The 18,279-nt window shown below is 47.3% G+C and carries 14 protein-coding genes; 7 read left to right on the top strand and 7 right to left on the bottom strand.

The window, feature by feature from the left end; genetic code table 11:
• Positions 1-106 precede the first annotated feature (106 nt).
• From ACQ4M5_RS08925 to ACQ4M5_RS08915, 3 genes are all read left to right on the top strand, one after another.
• Positions 107-775 carry a response regulator gene (locus tag ACQ4M5_RS08925; RefSeq protein WP_430675231.1) on the top strand — a complete coding sequence of 223 codons (669 nt, stop codon included), beginning with the start codon at positions 107-109 and terminating at the stop codon, positions 773-775.
• A 15-nt stretch (positions 776-790) separates the two neighbouring features.
• The gene (locus tag ACQ4M5_RS08920; protein WP_430675230.1) at positions 791-2,683 is read left to right on the top strand and encodes a CHASE2 domain-containing protein; all 1,893 of its coding nucleotides are present in this window, start codon (positions 791-793) and stop codon (positions 2,681-2,683) included.
• A gap of 180 nt (positions 2,684-2,863) precedes the next feature.
• A protein-coding gene (locus ACQ4M5_RS08915) for an IS5 family transposase (RefSeq protein WP_430674732.1) occupies positions 2,864-3,690 on the top strand; the annotation gives its coding sequence in 2 pieces (ribosomal slippage) (positions 2,864-3,251 and positions 3,251-3,690; 828 coding nt in all).
• A gap of 68 nt (positions 3,691-3,758) precedes the next feature.
• On the opposite strand, the gene ACQ4M5_RS08910 is transcribed toward ACQ4M5_RS08915, so the two are convergent.
• Both ACQ4M5_RS08910 and ACQ4M5_RS08905 read right to left on the bottom strand, forming a co-directional pair.
• Positions 3,759-6,665: a tetratricopeptide repeat protein gene (locus ACQ4M5_RS08910; RefSeq protein ID WP_430675229.1), complete on the bottom strand. Its 2,907-nt coding sequence runs from the start codon at positions 6,663-6,665 to the stop codon at positions 3,759-3,761.
• Between the two features lie 372 nt (positions 6,666-7,037).
• Positions 7,038-7,856 (bottom strand): acyl-CoA desaturase, encoded by an 819-nt coding sequence (locus ACQ4M5_RS08905; RefSeq protein WP_430675228.1) that lies wholly within the window; start codon positions 7,854-7,856, stop codon positions 7,038-7,040.
• A gap of 125 nt (positions 7,857-7,981) precedes the next feature.
• Here ACQ4M5_RS08905 and ACQ4M5_RS08900 point away from each other — a divergent pair, with 125 nt between their 5' ends.
• Positions 7,982-9,232, top strand: coding sequence for an aminotransferase class I/II-fold pyridoxal phosphate-dependent enzyme (locus tag ACQ4M5_RS08900; RefSeq protein ID WP_430675227.1), 1,251 nt, complete (start codon positions 7,982-7,984; stop codon positions 9,230-9,232).
• A 49-nt stretch (positions 9,233-9,281) separates the two neighbouring features.
• Here ACQ4M5_RS08900 and ACQ4M5_RS08895 read toward each other — a convergent pair whose 3' ends face one another.
• The 4 genes from ACQ4M5_RS08895 to rbsK form a co-directional block, all read right to left on the bottom strand.
• Entirely contained in the window at positions 9,282-10,175 is an 894-nt protein-coding gene (locus ACQ4M5_RS08895; protein ID WP_430675226.1) for a DMT family transporter, read from the bottom strand.
• A 220-nt stretch (positions 10,176-10,395) separates the two neighbouring features.
• A complete protein-coding gene (locus ACQ4M5_RS08890; protein ID WP_430675225.1) occupies positions 10,396-12,690 on the bottom strand; it encodes a PAS domain-containing protein in 2,295 nt (764 codons plus the stop codon).
• A gap of 16 nt (positions 12,691-12,706) precedes the next feature.
• Positions 12,707-13,090 carry a response regulator gene (locus ACQ4M5_RS08885; protein ID WP_430675224.1) on the bottom strand — a complete coding sequence of 128 codons (384 nt, stop codon included), beginning with the start codon at positions 13,088-13,090 and terminating at the stop codon, positions 12,707-12,709.
• A gap of 378 nt (positions 13,091-13,468) precedes the next feature.
• Positions 13,469-14,416 carry a ribokinase gene (rbsK, locus tag ACQ4M5_RS08880; RefSeq protein WP_430675223.1) on the bottom strand — a complete coding sequence of 316 codons (948 nt, stop codon included), beginning with the start codon at positions 14,414-14,416 and terminating at the stop codon, positions 13,469-13,471.
• An 89-nt stretch (positions 14,417-14,505) separates the two neighbouring features.
• On the opposite strand from rbsK, the gene ACQ4M5_RS08875 reads away from it, so the two are divergent.
• Positions 14,506-14,739 (top strand): hypothetical protein, encoded by a 234-nt coding sequence (locus tag ACQ4M5_RS08875; protein WP_430675222.1) that lies wholly within the window; start codon positions 14,506-14,508, stop codon positions 14,737-14,739.
• Positions 14,736-15,158, top strand: a complete 423-nt coding sequence (locus ACQ4M5_RS08870; protein WP_430675221.1) for a type II toxin-antitoxin system VapC family toxin — start codon at positions 14,736-14,738, stop codon at positions 15,156-15,158. The genes ACQ4M5_RS08875 and ACQ4M5_RS08870 overlap by 4 nt, the downstream gene beginning before the upstream one ends.
• 94 nt (positions 15,159-15,252) lie before the next feature.
• Here the strand turns inward: ACQ4M5_RS08870 and gshA are convergent, their stop codons facing one another.
• A complete protein-coding gene (gene gshA / locus ACQ4M5_RS08865) occupies positions 15,253-16,392 on the bottom strand; it encodes a glutamate--cysteine ligase (protein WP_430675220.1) in 1,140 nt (379 codons plus the stop codon).
• A 248-nt stretch (positions 16,393-16,640) separates the two neighbouring features.
• Between gshA and ACQ4M5_RS08860 the strand changes: the two genes are divergently transcribed.
• Entirely contained in the window at positions 16,641-18,278 is a 1,638-nt protein-coding gene (locus tag ACQ4M5_RS08860; protein WP_430675219.1) for a DUF1565 domain-containing protein, read from the top strand.
• The last annotated feature ends 1 nt before the right edge of the window (position 18,279 follow it).

The raw sequence follows: 18,279 nt of genomic DNA, 5'->3' as shown, positions 1-18,279 counted from the left end.
CGCAGTGCACGATCGAAAGGATTCGTCTACTGTAAGGAGATATCTTGTTCTTGCGAAGTTATGCTTTGCACGAACTGTAATCGCTCCTGTTTGTTGGAAGTGAACAATGTCCCAAATTTCTCAGCCAGAAAAACAAACTTTTTTAGTCGTGGATGACCATGCGCTCGTCTTAGGCGGCACACTTAACATCTTGAAGCAAGCGCATCCACAAGCGGAAATTTTGACCGCTCCAACCGCACAGGAAGCGCTACGGCAGGTTGAACAAGCTCACCCGAATCTGGTGATTGTCGATTTGGTGATGCCAGATGCGATCGGAGAAGTTGCCCAAGCAAACTCTGGACTTCAACTGCTCAAAGTTTTAATGGAACGCTATCCCCACTTGAACCTTGTCGTTCAAAGTGCTCATGTTCGCACTCTCATCTGGCTCAAACCGTCGATCGATAATCATCAGGGCGGATTCACAGTCGTGGATAAAAGTCAGCCAGTAAAAGATATGCTGACCATGATAGATTGGTCGCTGCGAGAGCGAACTTACACGCCGAAAGAGATCCGGAACGGGGTACAACTTAAACCGTCTTGGATGCAGGTATTGCAGTTGGCATTTCAAGAAGGCTTGCAGGATACCGCGATCGCCAAACGAATGAATGTTTCAGAACGAACGGTGCAATACTACTGGACAAAGATTCGGGATGTGTTGGAGGTGTATCCGGATGACAACAAAAATTTGAGAATTCAAACGGAATTACGAGCCAGAGAAGAAGGACTGCTAGATTAAGCGTTTTACGATTTTATGTCTAAGTTCTTAAGAGAAATGATCATTGCGATGAATCGTAGACGACGGGGTGCGCTGCCAGGTCTTGCGGTCATCGTTGGCATCATTCTTGCACGTTTAACTGGGTCGCTTCAGTTTTTGGAATTAGTCACGTTAGACAAATTTCTCCGACTGCGCCCACCAGAACCCCAAGACGAACGCATTGTGATTGTAGGCATTACCGAAGAAGATATTCAACGTGCTCGAACTTACCCGATTCCCGATCGCGTTTTGGCTGAGTTGATCCAGCGATTACAAACGTATCAACCGAGTGCGATCGGTCTCGATATTGTACGGGATGTGCCCGTTGAACCGGGTCATGCAGCCTTATCATCGCTATTTCGCACGACCAAGAACGTGTTTGGAGTCGAGATTGCTTTTCCCGATCGTAGCGGTTTTACCGTTGCACCGCCGCCTGCCCTGCCGTCTGAGCAAGTTGGGTTTGCCGATGCGGTTTTGGATGCAGATGGCTTTCAGCGTCGCAGTCTGATCGGTGCTCATAATCCGCAGCAAGAGTACCGTTTTGCGTTCACGACCCGACTCGCAGAACACTATCTAGCTGCCCAAGGAATTGAGCTAGAGAATGGCATTCGTGATCCGGATGCCATGAGATTTGGGAGCGTCGAACTGACGAGAGTTCAGCCTAACTTTGGTGGATATGTCAACGTAGATGCAGGGGGCAATCAGATTTTGCTCAATGTTCGCAGGGGGGCAATGCCATTTCGGGTACTGTCTCTCGCCCAGATTGAGGCAGGAGTCGATCCACAATGGCTAAGAGGCAAGATTGTGCTTGTGGGTGTGATGTCTCTCAGTGCGAAAGATCTGGCGAGTTCTGGAGCGATCGTAGGGATCAATCCGGGGCGAGTGTATGGCGTTGAAATGCAAGCACATGCCATCAGTCAGATTCTTAGTGCAGTGCTAGATCAGCGACCGTTACTACAAGTTTGGGCACCAGGATGGGAGCTAGTTTGGATCGTGGCGTGGGGACTGTTGGGAATGAGTTTCGGACGATTTGTGAGATCGCCCTGGAAAATTCTTCTTGGACTAATTTTGCTTTGTGCTAGTGCGATCGCGATTAGCTATGGATTGCTTCTATTCGGATGGTGGGTGCCGATCGTTCCGGTATTGCTGATTCTGGTACTGAATGGAACTGGCTTAACTGCAGCCATGTTTTACCGTCGTGAACAAGAACTGCAACTGCGATTAGAGGAGCGACAATTTGTGATCGAACAGACCTTTAATGCAATTCATAGTGGACCCCTGCAAACATTAGTTCAGATTCTTAGAATGGCTCAGTCGCAAGAAGCGCCGTCATTTCTATCAGAGTTGCAGCGGTTGAGTCAAGAATTACGATCGATTTATGAGTCAGTACAGCGAGAAACGATCGAGACTGAAGCACACTTACAGTTAGGTAGCGCGATCGAACTTGCCTTACAAGCACCCCTGCATGAATTACTTTACAAAGTGTATTGCAACACATTAGAGCAAGAATTACCTCACTTCAAAACGCTCAAATCTAAAATTGTTCAATTCGATCCCTTAAACACTCGAAACTTGCGATTGGAGCATAAACGAGGACTCTGCCGATTTCTCGAAGAAGCACTCTGCAATGTTGGAAAACACGCTACTGGAGCGACTCGCCTAACTGTGATATGTACTCAGGAAGACAACCAGCAAGTGATTCGAGTCATTGACAACGGCTTAGCGACGATCGGCTCGTCAGATAGAAGTCCGAATTCGGGCTTGGGGACACAACTGGCACAGAACTTGGCAAAACAACTCGGCGGAAAGTTCCAGCGTTATCCAAATCAACTGAGAGGAACAGTCTGTGAGCTAAATTGGTCAGTCGATCGCAGATGGTTTTGGAAATAAAGGCGACTGATAGATTGCACTTTCCCGCAAACCAAACTTACAGATAAACACCTAGTATTTTTGACCGTTTCTATTTATGCTAGGAAGCACTCGTAGGGGGATTAGACCTCCTGCACGAATCCTGATCACAGATTTGAACTCCTGAAAAGAGGACTAGATGCCACTCAGGAGACTGATCAAATGTACGATCGCATTCAACACCTGCCACCAAAATCGTTCAAACGCAAGTGCGGAGTGAAGCGTGAAACCTTCGAGAAAATGGTTGAAATTCTCAAACCCAAGCTGATCCGAAAAGGCAAACGAGGCGGACAAGGCAAGTTTGGAGTCGAAGATCAACTCTTGATTGCGATGGAATATTGGCGCGAGTATCGGACTCAGTTCCACATCGGACAAAGTTGGGGGATTCATGAAACGACCGTGGGGCGCATTGTGCGGAAAGTTGAGAACAGTTTGATTCGGTCGGGCGAATTTCGGCTTCCGGGCAAGAAGGCGCTGCACTCGCCTGATGCAGGGTGGAACCTCCTGTTAGTTGATGTCAGCGAAAGTCCGATTGAACGTCCAAAAAAAAACAGCGACCTTACTACAGTGGTAAGCAAAAATGGCACACACTAAAAGCGCAAGTCGTCGTAGACTATTTCAGCGGTCAAATTGTCTGCACCGCATTTGGCAAAGGGCGCAAGCATGATTTCCGCTTGTTCAAGGACTCGCAGTTGCCGACCCAACTTGAGCAACTCTGGGTGGCAGACCGAGGCTATCAAGGCATCGCCAGACTTCATGCTTACAGTTGTACGCCCTACAAAAAATCGCGCAAGCGTCCGCTCTCCAAGCAAGAACGTCAGTTTAATCGACAATTAGCGCAAGTTCGTATCACGGTGGAGCATACCTTTCGCAAGTTGAAGATTTTTCGCATCTTATCGGAGCGCTACCGTAACCGTCGCAGGCGATTTGGGCTACGGTTCAACTTGATCGCAGGCTTGCTGAACTATGAGCTTGCTCATCCAATTTGATTCGTGCAGGAGGTCTATTGTACGGGCACTGTCGTGCGATCGCTCTCTCCATTCCTACGATCGACCCTCTACGATTCTTCGTTCTGAAGTTGTTGGAGAAGCGATCGTGTTATCGAATGATTCGAGAGTTCTGCGGTGCGATCGCGCTGTATCACTTGCCTTAAGAACTCAAGAAAGTTCCCCCAAGCGGTTTCTGTGGTGGGATGGTTTGCTCCCAGTTGCTCATAGAGGATAGCGATCGCTCGTAGATACAATGGCTCAACTTCTGCAAAGCGCTCTAATGTTATGTAAAGTCCTGCAAGATTATTCAGTCCGGCAGCAACATGGGGATGGTTTTGTCCTAATATTCGTTGGTGAATCTGCAAGGTCTGAATAAAGAGTGATTCGGCTTGCTCATAGCGTTCTAGTGACCGATACAATCCTGCTAAATTTCCCAAACTCGTTGCCACATCAGGATGATTCTCGCCAAGGAGCGATCGCATCAACTGCAAAGCCTGCAAATAGAATGGTTCAGCTTGCTCATAGCGTTCTAGTGACCGATACAATTCTGCCAAATTGTGCAAACTTGCTGCTACAGCCGGGTGGTTCTCGCCAAAGAGGAACCGCCTTAATTCCAAAGCCTGAATCAGGAGCGATTCGGCTTGTTCATAGTATCTTTGCGATTTGTAAAATGCTGCCAAATTGTGCAGGCTCGCTGCTACATGGGGATGTTTCTCATCGAAGAGTGATCGTGTTAACTGCAAGGTCTGAATATAGAGCGGTTCAGCTTCCTCATAGCGTCCTTGTAAGAAATACAGTTCTGCCAAGTTGCCCAGACTCGTTGCCACATCGGGATGATTCTCGCCAAGGAGCGATCTCATTAACTGCAAAGCTTGGATGAAGAGTGGTTCGGCTTGCTCATAGCGTCCTTGTGATCGATACAATCTTGCCAAATTGTGTAGACTTGTTGCCACCTCTGGACGGTTCTTGTCAAAGAGCAATTGATGTAGTTCCAAAGCCTGAATGAAGAGCAATTCAGCCTCCTTATACCGTCCTTGCGACTCGTACAATAATGCTAAATTGTTAAGACTTAGTGCTATGTACGGGTGGTACTTGTCAAAGAGCGATTGACATAATTCCAAAGCCTGGGTAAAGAGCGGTTCAGCCTCCTCATACCGTCCTTGCAACTGATACAATCTTGCCAAATTACTCAGACTTATTGCCATACCGATATGTTTCTTGCCTAATCGCTGAGTCAAGAGCGATCGACAGTGCAGATACCATTCCTCTGCTTCCCAAAATACTGATTGTCCTTCATAGAACTGACCAAGCCGATTTCCAGGCTTATAAACATCCTCATCTGCCAACCAAGCTTCTAAGGTTGTCGCTGATTCTTTAAGGTGTGGAATCGTCGCTGAAAACTGCTCGATCGATGCGAGTGTCCAGGTCGTTGGCATCTGATTTGCGATCGCACTCATCACCGCACAAAACGATCGCTTCCATTCTTCATCTTCTGGCATCTGCGATCGCTTCACCGCAAAAAACTCCCGCAACAACTGATGCAATTGATAATTCTCTCCACCCTCGAAGCTTAGTAAACTCAAATTCACTAACTGTTCTTCGCGCAAATCCTCTAATTCTTCCTCATCTGCTTCCGGTAAACAAGCCTGAACCAGCGACCACGGAATTTCAGCCAGCGCGAACAGACTTAAAAGTGCTGCTAACTGTTGCGCCTTCAGATCCAATTCCTGCCAACTCAACTCAAACGCCGCTGTGACTCCCAAAGATGCCGTCATTCCGGGTTCCGCCTCTAGCAATGCCTTCGCTGCTAACTTCTGCGCCTGCAACCGTTCCCAAAGTTTCACGATCGACGTTCCTTTCCGTCGCGCCAAATACCGCCCAACTAGCTCCAATCCCAACGGCAAATAGCCCAACCATTCACAAACCTGCTTTGCTGTCTCTAGGTCTTGATCGATTCGTTCATCAGATACGATCGCTCTCAATAAATTCAACGATGCCGCTTCTGAAAGTACCTTGATTTCGTGATTTTGTACCGGAGAGCCAAAGCGCGATCGCGTCGTCAACAGCACTTTGAAATGCGATCGTTGTGGCGGCAAAAACGGCTCAATCTCCACATACTCCTGCACATCATCAAATACAATCAGTGATTCTTCAGCTCGCCACTGTGCCCAACACAAATGCACCTGTTCGCTTAACTCCACCTCTTCAGGGATAGAAAGATGCAACCTCGATCGACCAAATCCGACAATTTGCGTTCCTAACTCCTCGCGACCTTTCAGCCAGCAAATCCCACCCGGATAAGTTCCCAGATCTCGATGTTGCACTGCATATTGCGCGGCTAATTCGGTTTTACCAATCCCGCCCATTCCCGCGATCGCAGAAATCGCTGTCGCCCTTCCTGTTTGCAGTTTCTGGTGAAGTTCTTCAAGATCCAATTCCCGACCCACAAACACATCGTTAATTCGGGGGAGATTCTGAGCGATCGAGGGCGGATAGATCGGTTCTGGTTTGTGAGAAGACAGGACATACTCTGGCTCTTGGCTCGGCTTTCCGCGCACCTTCTTTACGGCTGCGACTGCTGCACATCGAATCAATTCCTTCGCTTCTTCCTTTTCTTTCCCTACTAAATCGACATAAACAATCTGTGCCCACAATCCCAGAGGCTGACAGTCTCCTACTCGAATCGGCATCAGTCGGCGTTCCTTTCCAGATGGATCTCGCTTAAACGCGGCTGCCCATTCTGCTTGGACAAATTCTGATTTCAGCGAATTTCTTGATAAAACCGCGATCGTTCTTTCTGCGTCGATCGCTGCTTGCTGCATATCCAGTACAAAGTTCCCACCTGCGCCAAAGTCCCAAGCCTGAATCACGGTGGAATACCCTTCTTCCTCTAGCACCCACGCGATCCATTCTGCGATTCGTCGATCGTTCTGGTTGTAGCTGACAAAAAAATCCTTCTTCGATCCAGCATTCATTGGGGCAACTCCGCGATCGCTCTGTATCTTTTCTACACAGAGAACGAGTATTTCTCCAAAAAATATCGGCGTTTCTCCATAAAGAGCCAATCTTCTATGCTGAACTGCCTCGGTTTCCTCTTACAGAGCGATCGTTTCCTCTTATAAGAGCGATCGTTTCTTCTTTTTTGATAGACATTCTCAGAACAAAAGAGGACATTTCCTCTTTTTTGATGAATGATGCCACTTAAAGAGCGATCGTTTCCTCTTTTTCAATAGATGATGCCACTTCAAGAGGGAACATTCCAATCTGAAGGAGGAATGAACACAAAAAATCCCGAACGATGTCACTTAGAGACGCATTCGGGATTCTTTGGGATGAAAAAGAGAACCTTAAGCTTTATCTTCTGCCAATTTCACCTTCGTTGCCAGCCCTAACATTTGCAGCAAACGAATCGTCATCCAGGTCATATCAACTTCCCACCACTTCAGACCATGACGGGCAGAGTATTGATACATGTGGTGATTGTTGTGCCAGCCTTCGCCATACACCAAGACAGCCACCCACCAGCAATTTGTGGAATTGTCATCTGAATCATACGTGCGATAGCCAAACTTATGAGTCGCGCTATTCACCAACCACGTGCAGTGATACACCAACACCAAGCGGACGAAAATACCCCAGGTGACAAAAGACCAACCCCCGATCGCATAAAGCAAAACACCCAATGCGATTTGGATCAGCGCGAAATAATTCTCTAAAAACTGATAGAACTTATCATCAGCAATATCTTTGGTGAACTTAGGAATCTCATTTTCAGCAGGGACATCCCGCAACATCCATTCCATGTGGCTCCACCAGAAGCCTTTGGTCGAATCGTGGTGATCGTTGGGTTTGTCAGAATAAAGATGATGATGGCGATGTAACCCAATCCACCAGATCGGACCGCCCTGCATTGCCAAAGACCCAAAGAATACCAGCGTGTATTCGAGCCATTTGGGAACTTGGAAACTGCGGTGACTCATGAGACGATGCCATCCCAAAGTAATCCCTAGCCCCCCGGTGAGCCAGTGAAGAAAGATGGCAAGTCCAACAGCACTCCAACTAAAGTTTCCAGGCAAAAAGGCGAACAATGCGCCAATGTGAATTGCCACCATGAAGGCGAGCGTGGGATAGTCTATTTTCAGTTTTTCAGAAGTTGCGATAGTCATGAAAAAGTCTCTAAACGGAATACGATGCTCGATCTGCGCGACAATAGAACCCGCTTTAACCGAAGACGAGTTCAAGTTCGGGACGGCGCAATCTCCACTGTAACTTTTAATTAACGAGGCAGATGATGAACGGCTCGATTCTGGTAAAAGAAGCGGAAAAAGCACTATCTGAAATCTTTTCTGGTATTGACGCAAAGGTCAAGAAAAATTTATATAAGGTGTTGAGCGCATACCGCAATCATCGAGTGGGCGTTCACCATTTTGCGGGTGTCTCTGGCTATGGTCATGATGATTTAGGCAGAGAAGTGCTCGATCGAGTATTCGCGGAAGTGATGCAAGCCGAAGCCGCGATCGTGCGGGTTCAATTCGTTTCTGGCACTCATGCGATCGCGTCTGCGCTTTATGGTGTTCTCCGTCCTGGGGATGAGATGCTTTGTGTGGCAGGCGCACCGTATGACACGTTAGAGGAAGTGATCGGATTACGAGGCGAGAATCAAGGATCGCTCAAGGATCTTGGCGTGTCTTATCGCCAGTTGGAATTGACCCCAGAAGGTTTGATTGATTGGCACGCGCTTCAGACGGCGATTCGACCGGAGACGAAATTGGTATCGATTCAGCGATCGTGTGGTTATTCTTGGCGACCGAGTTTATCGATCGTGGAAATCGAGAAAATTATTGCGATCGTCAAAGAGCAAAATCCGAATACGGTTTGCTTTGTCGATAATTGCTATGGCGAATTTGTCGAAGATCGTGAACCGACTGCGGTAGGAGCCGATTTGATTGCAGGATCGTTGATCAAGAATCTCGGAGGCACGATCGTTACGACTGGCGGATATGTCGCAGGTCGAGCGGATTTGGTGGAAATGGCAGCTTGTCGGTTAACGGCTCCAGGAATTGGCAGTTCTGGAGGGGCAACGTTTGATCAAAATCGGCTTCTATTTCAAGGATTGTTTCTCGCGCCGCAAATGGTCGGGGAAGCGATGAAAGGCAATCATTTAACCGCGTATGTGTTTGACAAGTTAGGCTATCCGGTAAATCCGACTCCATTTGCAGCGAGACGCGATGTGATTCAGGCAATTAAACTAGGTTCACCGGAGAAGATTATTGCGTTTTGTCGATCGATTCAGCAAAATTCCCCGATCGGGTCTTATCTCGATCCGGTTCCGTCTGGAATGCCGGGATATGAAAGCGAATTGGTGATGGCGGGCGGAACGTTTGTCGATGGCAGTACTTCGGAATTTTCGGCGGATGGTCCGTTGAGAGAACCTTATGTGGTGTTCTGCCAAGGAGGAACGCATTGGACGCATGTAGCGATCGCACTTGAAGCTGCGATCGAAGCCTTGCAACAAAAAACCCCCAACCGAAGTCAGGGGTAATTAATCAGGGTGCATCTACCAATATCTACTACTTCAGAATTCCCGTAGATCAGGACACTTTTGCAGAATTTCCTAAAATTGCGATCGCAACTCCCACCAACAGAACCAGAGCACCAATAATGATCTGCGTTCCAGGGATTTCTTGGAAAAATGCGATCGCAAAAATTGTCGATCCAACAGGTTCTAAAAGAATAATCAAGGTCACGATCGTGGGCGGTAAATGTCGCATCGCCCAATTAAAACTCGTATGTCCGATTAATTGCGGAAATACTGCCATTAACGCAATATAGACATAAGTAGGAACGGGATAGCCAAGATACGGAGAACCAAATAGGAACGGCAAAGGAAATAGTGCAATTGCAGCAGTCGTATAAGCAACCGTTACATAACTCCCTACATTTAAGCCTTTCTGGGCTTCTCTTCCCAGTAACAGATACAAACTTGCTGCCCACGCACCGACGATCGCTAATCCATTTCCTAACAGCGGATTCGATCCATCTTGGCTTGTGTCGTCGAATCCGATTAGAATTCCACCAACCATTGCAATTCCGATTCCTAAAAAAGTTGCAGGAGTTGGCTTTTCTCGAAACCAGAACCAACTAAGTAGTGCGACCCAAAGCGGATTCGTGGTGACGAGCGTTGTAGAAGCGGCGATCGACGTATACGACAACGACGAAATCCAAGTTGCAAAATGAACCGCTAAAGAAATTCCAGCCCCGATCGCAAACTTGATCGCATTCGGTGAAGCGGGTTGGAACGATCTCCAAGTGGGAACGAGAAACAGAGCCGCGATCGACAACCTTGATGCCGCTAATACCAGACTAAATCCGACTCCTGAAGCGCCTGAAACATTGGATGCCAATCGAATCAGAATTGCTGCTGTGGAAACGGAGAGAATTCCGATCGTCAGCACGATCGTTAAAGTGAGATTTGTCGATCGCATAAGAGCATGTTTGAAAAGTATCGTTTATTGCATTCATCCGCCCCGGAATGGAATTCGGGGCTATCGGTGCGAAGTCCTTTGAAAAGGACTGAAGACTCGACTTAATTTGGTTCTTAGTCCCCTTTAGTGGACTTCGTTCTGTTAGCCCCGAATTCTATTCCGGGGCGAAATCGCAACGAAGCGAGGAAACTTTTTATACGTTTCAAACATGCTCCGAGATTCAATTGGCTAACGGCAATCGGACTGTAAACGTTGCGCCTTGATCTCGTCCTGCACTGTCCGCCCAAATTGTTCCTTTATGCAATTCGACCAAGTGACGCGAGATTGCTAATCCTAAGCCCAATCCATCTTTATAGCGACTAGAATCATCATCTGCCTGAGAAAATCGATCGAACACATGCGGCAAAAATTCTGGCTCAATTCCTTTTCCAGTATCTCGCACCACAATCTCAACTGTGGATGAATCTACAACGCTTAATTCAACATCAACGCGACCACCACTCGGAGTGAACTTTACTGCATTCGTTAATAGATTTGTGATCACTTGCTGTAATCGAGCTGGATCACCTGTTACAGAATCGATCGATTGCTCAATCTGCGATCGTACAATTACTCCTTTTGCTTCTGCCGACAATTGCACATTCGCGATCGCTGTTTCCACGACTGGCGCGAGATCAACCTGAGTGAGCGCAATTCGCACCGTTCCGCGAACCATTCGAGTCACATCCAACAAATCCTCAATCAGTTGCACCTGAACTTGAGCATTTCGCTCGATGATTAACAATGCCCTTTTCATTGTTTCAGGCTCAAACGTCCGAGCTTGCAGCAGTTTCGACCAGCCCAAAATCGAATTCAAAGGCGATCGCAATTCATGAGAGACGATCGCCAAAAAATCATCCTTACTTCGATTTGCCGCTTCCGCTTCTGCACGAGCCGCTTCTGCTTCTGCTAACAGTCTTTCCCGCTCTTGAGCCGCCCGTTTTCGATCGCGCAAATCCAACACAAAACAGATACTATATCCATCCTGTTCGCGTCCTTCCATCATCGCAGTGCCAATCAAAATCGGAACACGAGACCCGTCTTTGTGGTAGTACTCTTTCTCAGAAGGTGGAGCAATTCCGGTCGCTTTCAACTGGGCTTCGACTTCTAACGTGTGTGCTTCATAGCCAGGAGGAGTCAAAGTCATCCAATTGAGTACTCCAGTCTCTAACTCTTCGCGGGTGTAGCCTAGCAGATTTAGAAAGGCATCATTCGCCTCATAAATTTGTCCGCTGAAATCTGCAAAGAAAAGCCCGATCAAATTCGAGTCCGCTAAGCGACGGAATTTCGCCTCACTGTCTCGCAGTGCTAGTTCTGCCGATCGACGATCGCTAATATCGATCGTGTTTCCCACCATTCGGATCGGTCGTCGATTCGCATCCCGCAAGACGATGCCGCGTTCTTGCACCCAAACATAATATCCATCTCGATGTCGAATCCGATACTCTCCTTCAAACCGATCTTGATCTCTCATTCGTTCAAAAAACTCTTCTCGATCGAATGATGCCAAATCATCAGGATGAATTCGATCGCGCCACCATTCGACCGTTGGTTCTGCTTCTTCTGGCGAATATCCCACCACATCGGCTAGACCACGAGTTCGCTCTACGATTCCAGTAATCAAATCGAGGTCATACACCAAACTTTGAACCGCCTCAGATGCTAGTTCAAATCGTTCATTCGATCTCGTTAAAGACAATTCCAACGTCTTTCGCTGCATGATTTCTTGAGCTAATCCCAAGATCTCGATCGGTACACCTTCTGACGATCGACGAAACACGACTTCTTGAGTGTGAAACCAAATCCATTCACCATCTGCCGATTGCATTCGGTATTCAAACTCGAACACTTGATGATTTGCAGCGGTCTGAAACTGTGCCAGATGTTGAGGAACCCGCTCAAAATCATCTGGATGAATTAATTTTGGCAAAACATCACTGCCCATTTCCTGAACTTGATCTGGGGTATAGCCAAGAGCATTAGCGATTTGGCGATTCACAAAAATGTTGCGACTAGTTGTTAAATCGTGAATGTAAAGAATCCCAGGAATGGCATCCGTGAGTTGTTGAATAAACTGCCGATCTTTTTCTGATTTTTGAGTGAGTTCGCGTTTGAATTGTGATTGCTCGATCGCTCTTCGTAGCGTGATTTCTAAAAGTTCAGCAGTAATATAATCTGTGACTAAATAATTCTCTGCACCCTGTTTCATCGCCTGAACTGCGATCGATGAATCCCCTTGTTTTGTCATCAAAATCAAGGGCGGATGCAAATCACCCAATGCAGATTTAATTGCTTCAATAAATGCCAGATCCGAGAATAGAATTACGTCGATCGACGTTTCACGGCAAGTTCTCACCGCATCTTCGATAGAATTTAGTGCTACAACACCAAATGGACAATCAGACAAACAGCGACGGTAAGCTTCGCAACTGAACTGATCATCGTCAACGATTAAGACCGAAGATTCAGAGAACATTCAATACTAAATTTACTTAGGTTGGTAAGCAGTATCGCTGAATCAGACGCATTAATTCAAGCGGATCTACTGGCTTTGTGAGGTAATCATTAAAACCCGAAGTGATCGCTTGCATCCGATCTTCTTCGCGGGCATAAGCGGTTAATGCGATCGCAGGAAGTTCTTCACCTTGAGGAAGTTCACGAACTTGCTCAATCAGTTGAAATCCATCCATCTCAGGCATGGCGACATCACTGACCAAAACCGCTGGCAACTCTTTTTCTAGCAGGGATAAAGCCTCTTTTGCATTCGTCGCAACAGTGACGATCGCTCCTTCTCCTTCCAGCATAAATCGCAGAAGATCTCGTGTATCAGGATCATCGTCCACGATGAAAATGTTGACTCGTTGCAATGATTCCATTTTTAATTGCTACCCGTTGCGAAGAAGAGCCTTAGAGGAATTTTTAAGAATTTCAGAGTGAAATCTAGGCTACGTCTTACGGTAGGGGCAGTCGTCCATCTAAGGGGGGAGAAGTTTTTCTGGCAAACGTGGAAAAGCTTAAAACTCGATCGGATTTGCTGCGCTTGAAAATTTAAGTACGCCACCGTACATTTCTATTCGCCTTCTATCAATAGCATGAGCCAGTTTATAAAACTCTCTAACTTTTGTTGAGGAGCGATTCTGCTCTTAAGGAAGGGACGAAGTGAGGGTGATCTTTTGTACAGTTTAATCATCAAGAACCTACTCTCCTCTCTCTAGTAAGGTTTGGTCAGAAGTCCGCCCTGAGTTGTCAGAGACTCAGGGTTTTTGCTTGAGAAATTGATCAAAGGTTACTCGATCGACTAACGAAGTTTGCGCTCCCGATTTTGTCGTTGAAAGCGCTCCCGCTGCCGCTCCCCAAACGATTGCTTCCCGAATTGGTAATCCTTCTGATAATGCGACTGCCAATCCTGCATTAAACGCATCCCCAGCCGCAACCGTATCGATCGCATTCACCGAAAAGGCTGGAACAAAGAATCGCTCTTGTTCTGTCGCGCAGAATGCTCCTTGGGAACCAAGCTTAATGACGATCGTATTCGCCCCTTTCTGTTGCAAAATTGTCGCGGCTCGATCGACATCTGCTTGATCCTGAAGCGCAAATCCTACCAATTGAGCAGTTTCGATCGCGTTCGGAGTCAGAATATCAATCAAAGAATAAAGTGCTTCTGGAAAATTCGCAGGTGCAGGAGCGGGATCGAGAATCACTGTTGCACCGATTTGTTTCGCAATTCGAGCAGCAGATTCAGCGATCGTAATGGGAATCTCAAGCTGCAATAGCAAAATCGATGAATCCGTTAATGCAGATTCAAGCTTTTCAAGATCTTGCTCATCAACGTTGCCATTTGCCTCTGGGATCACAATGATGTGATTTTCGCTCTGATCATCCACTGCAATCATCGCAACTCCAGACGAAACTGATCGATCGACTGTTACTAAATCCGTCTGAACTCCCGCCTCTTGCAAACTCTTTAGCAATTCTTCGCCAAACGCATCGCCACCCACTCGCCCGACCATCTGAGTTGATCCACCCAATTTTGCAACTCCGACCGCTTGATTGGCTCCCTTTCCTCCCGGAACCGTTGAAAACGAATATCCTGACAAGGTTTCTCCGGGTCTAGGTAACTGAGGAACCCGCGCCACGAGATCCATATTGATACTGCCGAAAATAATCGTCGATCGAGTCATAAAGCTTAAAGATATCAGCATTTCTGAGGGTGAATTATAACGAGCGAGAAAGCTTCATTCCATCAGGTCGATTAAACTAGAACATACAAACCGCTATAAAACCTGAGTGAATGACACAGTTAGAACTAGAGCAGCAACTCCTTGCACTTAGCCCTACAGAAAAGCTCCGGATAATTGAACTTTTGGCACACAGTTTGAAGTCTGAGCCAACCCTTAGTAAGGGCGACGCTTCTCAAACGTTGGTTGACTTTTTCCAAAGTTCTCCACTAGGTGAAGCGATCACAAGTGGAGAACTCGATCTTTCACGCGATCAGAGTCCGATTCTTGATCGCTTTATGCCATGAGATATTTGCTAGATACATGCACAATCTCCGAAGCCGCAGCTAAACAACCAAATTCTGGAGTAATTGATTGGCTGTCTAGTCAGCGGCGAGAGACGATTTATCTTAGCGTCATCACGATCGGAGAAATCGCCAAAGGAGTTAGCAAAATGCCAGCTTCTCGGCGAAAAAATGATTTAGAAACCTGGCTGTCGCAGAATCTTTTGATTGAGTTTCAAGAGAGAATCATTCAACTCGACACAGGGACAATGCTGCTGTGGGGAGATCTCATCAGTCGATTAGAGTCCCAGGGCAGAACATTGCCGATCTTTGATTCTTTAATTGCTGCAATCGCATTGCAAGGCTCTTTTTGCCTCGTTACTCGCAATGAGAAGGATTTTGATCAAACAGGGGTTCAAATTCTCAATCCTTTTGCAAGTTAGAAAACCGAGTAATATCTCGTGGTTTAACCCTGCCCCGAATTGCGTTGAATTTGCGATCGAACACTTTCCGCATTAGTAAAGTGATCGACAAGATTCAAGCCACGAGCGATCGACAAATTTGCCCTTCGAGTTCTCCTTCCCGAACCTGCATCGCTTCAATCGATCGCATAATAATTTCACGACTGTCTAATCCTTGTTCGCTCATTTGAATCCAGCGCATCGCTTCATTGCCTTCTCGCAGAATCTTCTTCACGGGCAATAAGAAACAGCTAAATCCTTTGGGTTTCGCGATCGCGAACATTTCTGCATAAAGTTGCTCAATCCAGTCCCGCGCCAAAATCGGTTGTCCATCTTTCCAATGTCTCAACTCGGCATCCAGGCTCGATCGAGAAGCAGCCGCTTCATTCTCATTCGTCAATTCAACTAAATCTTCTGGACTCAATTGGCTTAATTCCAGCGGATCAAGACTCGGATTTTCGATCACTTGATGCAATCGAGCTTCTAATAATGCAGTAATGGCTAAAAGCGCGATCGGATCAGAAACTAAATCACAGATTCGCAGTTCTAACCGATTCAAGTTGTAAGGTCGTCGATCACCATTCGGACGCACTGAAGACCAGAGATGACGGACATTCTGCATGGTTCCGATCGCAATTTGTTCTTCTGTCCAGCGAATATAGTGAGCATGACTCTCGAACAGCGGCACATGAGCAGGCGTTTTCGGAAACAATCCCCAACGAGTTGAATGATATCCAGTCATTTCACCATTAAACAGCGGAGAAGCAGCACTCAAAGCTAAATATAACGGCGCTTCCACTCGCACCAATCGACACGCTCTCATCAATGTCTCTGGATCACTCATACCAACATTAATGTGAACGCTGGCAGTCACAACTTTTGTGCCGTAAGTTTGTTCAATATAATCGTGATAAGGATTTGCAGGATCAGACCGCCAAAAGCGATCGCCCTGTCCCTTCAGCGGCAACGTACTTCCAGGAATCAGCGTATAGTCCCCTTTCGACTTGAGAAATTGCCGCAAGTGGAGGCGCGGCATCACCAAATCACACAGCGATCGCTCATACCGAAAACAAGGCGGAGTCGTATATTCCACATTGCGGCTATCCGGCTCACGCACAAAACCATCCAGCGCTGCCACAATCTGATCCGACAGTCCGACGATATCGCCTTGCGGGGTTCCGGTATACACCTCAATCTCAAATCCTTTCGATAGCATAGTGACTCTCACTTTTGACTGTCGCCTTTCCCAGTATCTCGGAAAACCGTAGAGAAACCACTATCAAGAGAAGAACGATCGCTAAATTCTCACAATTTTGTAAAATCCTGACGATCTACAGATGCGCCACTTTTCGTTAGCTTGTGTATATTGCAATAGCTTACGAATTAGGGAACTTGCATCTACCTTCGCTTGTCATCCCTCATTAGTCACAATGCCGCATTCACCACTCTGAGATGAGAGGACTTATGGTTCGCACCCGCAAAAATTCTATGTTCCGCACGATCGTTCCTACCCAGTTAGCACTACTCGCTTTACTCGCTCTTAGCACTCCGCTAATCGCCCAAGCTCCTGCGGTTAGCCAACTTCCCATTCCGACCACTCCTACCCCGCCCGCTGTAACCTCAGTTCTCTACGTCAATCCCAACACAGGAAGCGATCAAGCGACCTCTGGAAGAACTGATGCGGCTCCATTTCGCACGATCACCTTTGCGATGCAGCAAGCCAATGCAGGCACCGTAATTCAACTCGCACCCGGCAACTACACGCAGCAAAGCGGTGAACAATTCCCGATCGTGATGAAACCGGGTGTCATCCTGCGCGGCGACGAAAACAGCAAAGGTGCAAACGTTGTGATTCAAGGCAGTGGAGCAACCTTGAGTAAAACCTTTGGTCAACAAAATGCAACCATTCGAGCCGCCAATGGTAGCGAGATTCGGGGCGTGACTGTCACCAACACTGCGACACGCGGAACCGGGATTTGGGTCGAAGATGTCGATGGCATTATTGCCAATAGCACGTTTACCAATAACAACCGTGAAGGTATATTTGCAACTGGAAACTCGAACCCGATCGTTGCAGACAGCGTATTTACGAAAAATGGCGGCAATGGCATCTCGATCACGAGCGGTTCACGCGGCGTGATCAGAAATAATGTCTTTAACGATACTGGATTCGGACTAGCGCTCGGTGGCAATTCCATCCCCAGACTTGAAGGCAACCAGATCACACAAAACCAAGCGGGCATCTATATGGATGGCTCCACTCGTCCGATCCTCCGCAACAATGTGATCACCGATAGTTTAGGCGATGGCATCGTTGTCCTAAATCGTGCATTTCCTGACTTGGGAACTGCCGATAGTTTAGGCAACAATACCATCCGCAACAATGGCAGAGATGCAAAGCGCAAGCCGCTTGGAGTGGATCTCAACAACACGACAAGCAATACGTTGCAAGCCGTTGGTAACAGCATCGATCCGAAAAAGATTGCAGGTCGAATTAACTTTGTTGCAGGCGGGACAAATACGGCATTCTCTGATATTCAGGGGCATTGGGCACAGCAGTACATTCAAGCTCTTGCTTCTCAAGCCATTATCACAGGCTTCCCCGATGGCACATTCAAACCGAATGATCCGGTGACTCGCGCTCAATTTGCGACGATCGTATCAAAAGCCTTTAGTCCAGCCCCCAGAAATCCAGCCGTGAATTTCACCGATGTTCGCAGTAATTTCTGGGGCTTTGGAGCCATTCAAACGGCTTCTCGTGCGGGCTTCATGGCAGGCTTCCCTGGTGGCGCGTTCCGCCCAGATCAGCGAATTCCGAAAGTTCAAGCCTTAGTCGCTTTGTCGAATGGCTTGCAATACGGTGCAGGCGATCCCAGTTTGCTCTCGCGCTTCCAAGATGCAGCTTCGATTCCAAGTTGGGCAACAGGTCCGATCGCGGCTGCAACTCAGCGTCAGATTGTGGTGAACTATCCGACCGTCGGACAGCTTAATCCGAATCGGGAAGCGACTCGTGGAGAAGTAGCGGCGTTTATCTATCAAGCGCTGGTTGCTCAAGGAAAAGCTCAAGCGATTCCTTCTCCTTATGTCGTGGGAGCGCGATAGT

The sequence above is a fragment of the Leptolyngbya sp. AN10 genome (genome assembly GCF_050565645.1).
Classification (GTDB): Bacteria; Cyanobacteriota; Cyanobacteriia; order Leptolyngbyales; family Leptolyngbyaceae; genus Leptolyngbya.
This window is presented reverse-complemented; position numbering and strand designations above follow the sequence as displayed.

Bases quoted from the DNA above. Each gene is read 5' to 3' on its own strand.
- ACQ4M5_RS08925 (WP_430675231.1), top strand. From the start codon at position 107: ATGTCCCAAATTTCTCAGCCAGAAAAACAAACTTTTTTAGTCGTGGAT.
- ACQ4M5_RS08920 (WP_430675230.1), top strand. From the start codon at position 791: ATGTCTAAGTTCTTAAGAGAAATGATCATTGCGATGAATCGTAGACGA.
- ACQ4M5_RS08910 (WP_430675229.1), bottom strand. From the start codon at position 6,665: ATGAATGCTGGATCGAAGAAGGATTTTTTTGTCAGCTACAACCAGAAC.
- ACQ4M5_RS08905 (WP_430675228.1), bottom strand. From the start codon at position 7,856: ATGACTATCGCAACTTCTGAAAAACTGAAAATAGACTATCCCACGCTC.
- ACQ4M5_RS08900 (WP_430675227.1), top strand. From the start codon at position 7,982: ATGAACGGCTCGATTCTGGTAAAAGAAGCGGAAAAAGCACTATCTGAA.
- ACQ4M5_RS08895 (WP_430675226.1), bottom strand. From the start codon at position 10,175: ATGCGATCGACAAATCTCACTTTAACGATCGTGCTGACGATCGGAATT.
- ACQ4M5_RS08890 (WP_430675225.1), bottom strand. From the start codon at position 12,690: ATGTTCTCTGAATCTTCGGTCTTAATCGTTGACGATGATCAGTTCAGT.
- ACQ4M5_RS08885 (WP_430675224.1), bottom strand. From the start codon at position 13,090: ATGGAATCATTGCAACGAGTCAACATTTTCATCGTGGACGATGATCCT.
- rbsK (WP_430675223.1), bottom strand. From the start codon at position 14,416: ATGCTGATATCTTTAAGCTTTATGACTCGATCGACGATTATTTTCGGC.
- ACQ4M5_RS08875 (WP_430675222.1), top strand. From the start codon at position 14,506: ATGACACAGTTAGAACTAGAGCAGCAACTCCTTGCACTTAGCCCTACA.
- ACQ4M5_RS08870 (WP_430675221.1), top strand. From the start codon at position 14,736: ATGAGATATTTGCTAGATACATGCACAATCTCCGAAGCCGCAGCTAAA.
- gshA (WP_430675220.1), bottom strand. From the start codon at position 16,392: ATGCTATCGAAAGGATTTGAGATTGAGGTGTATACCGGAACCCCGCAA.
- ACQ4M5_RS08860 (WP_430675219.1), top strand. From the start codon at position 16,641: ATGGTTCGCACCCGCAAAAATTCTATGTTCCGCACGATCGTTCCTACC.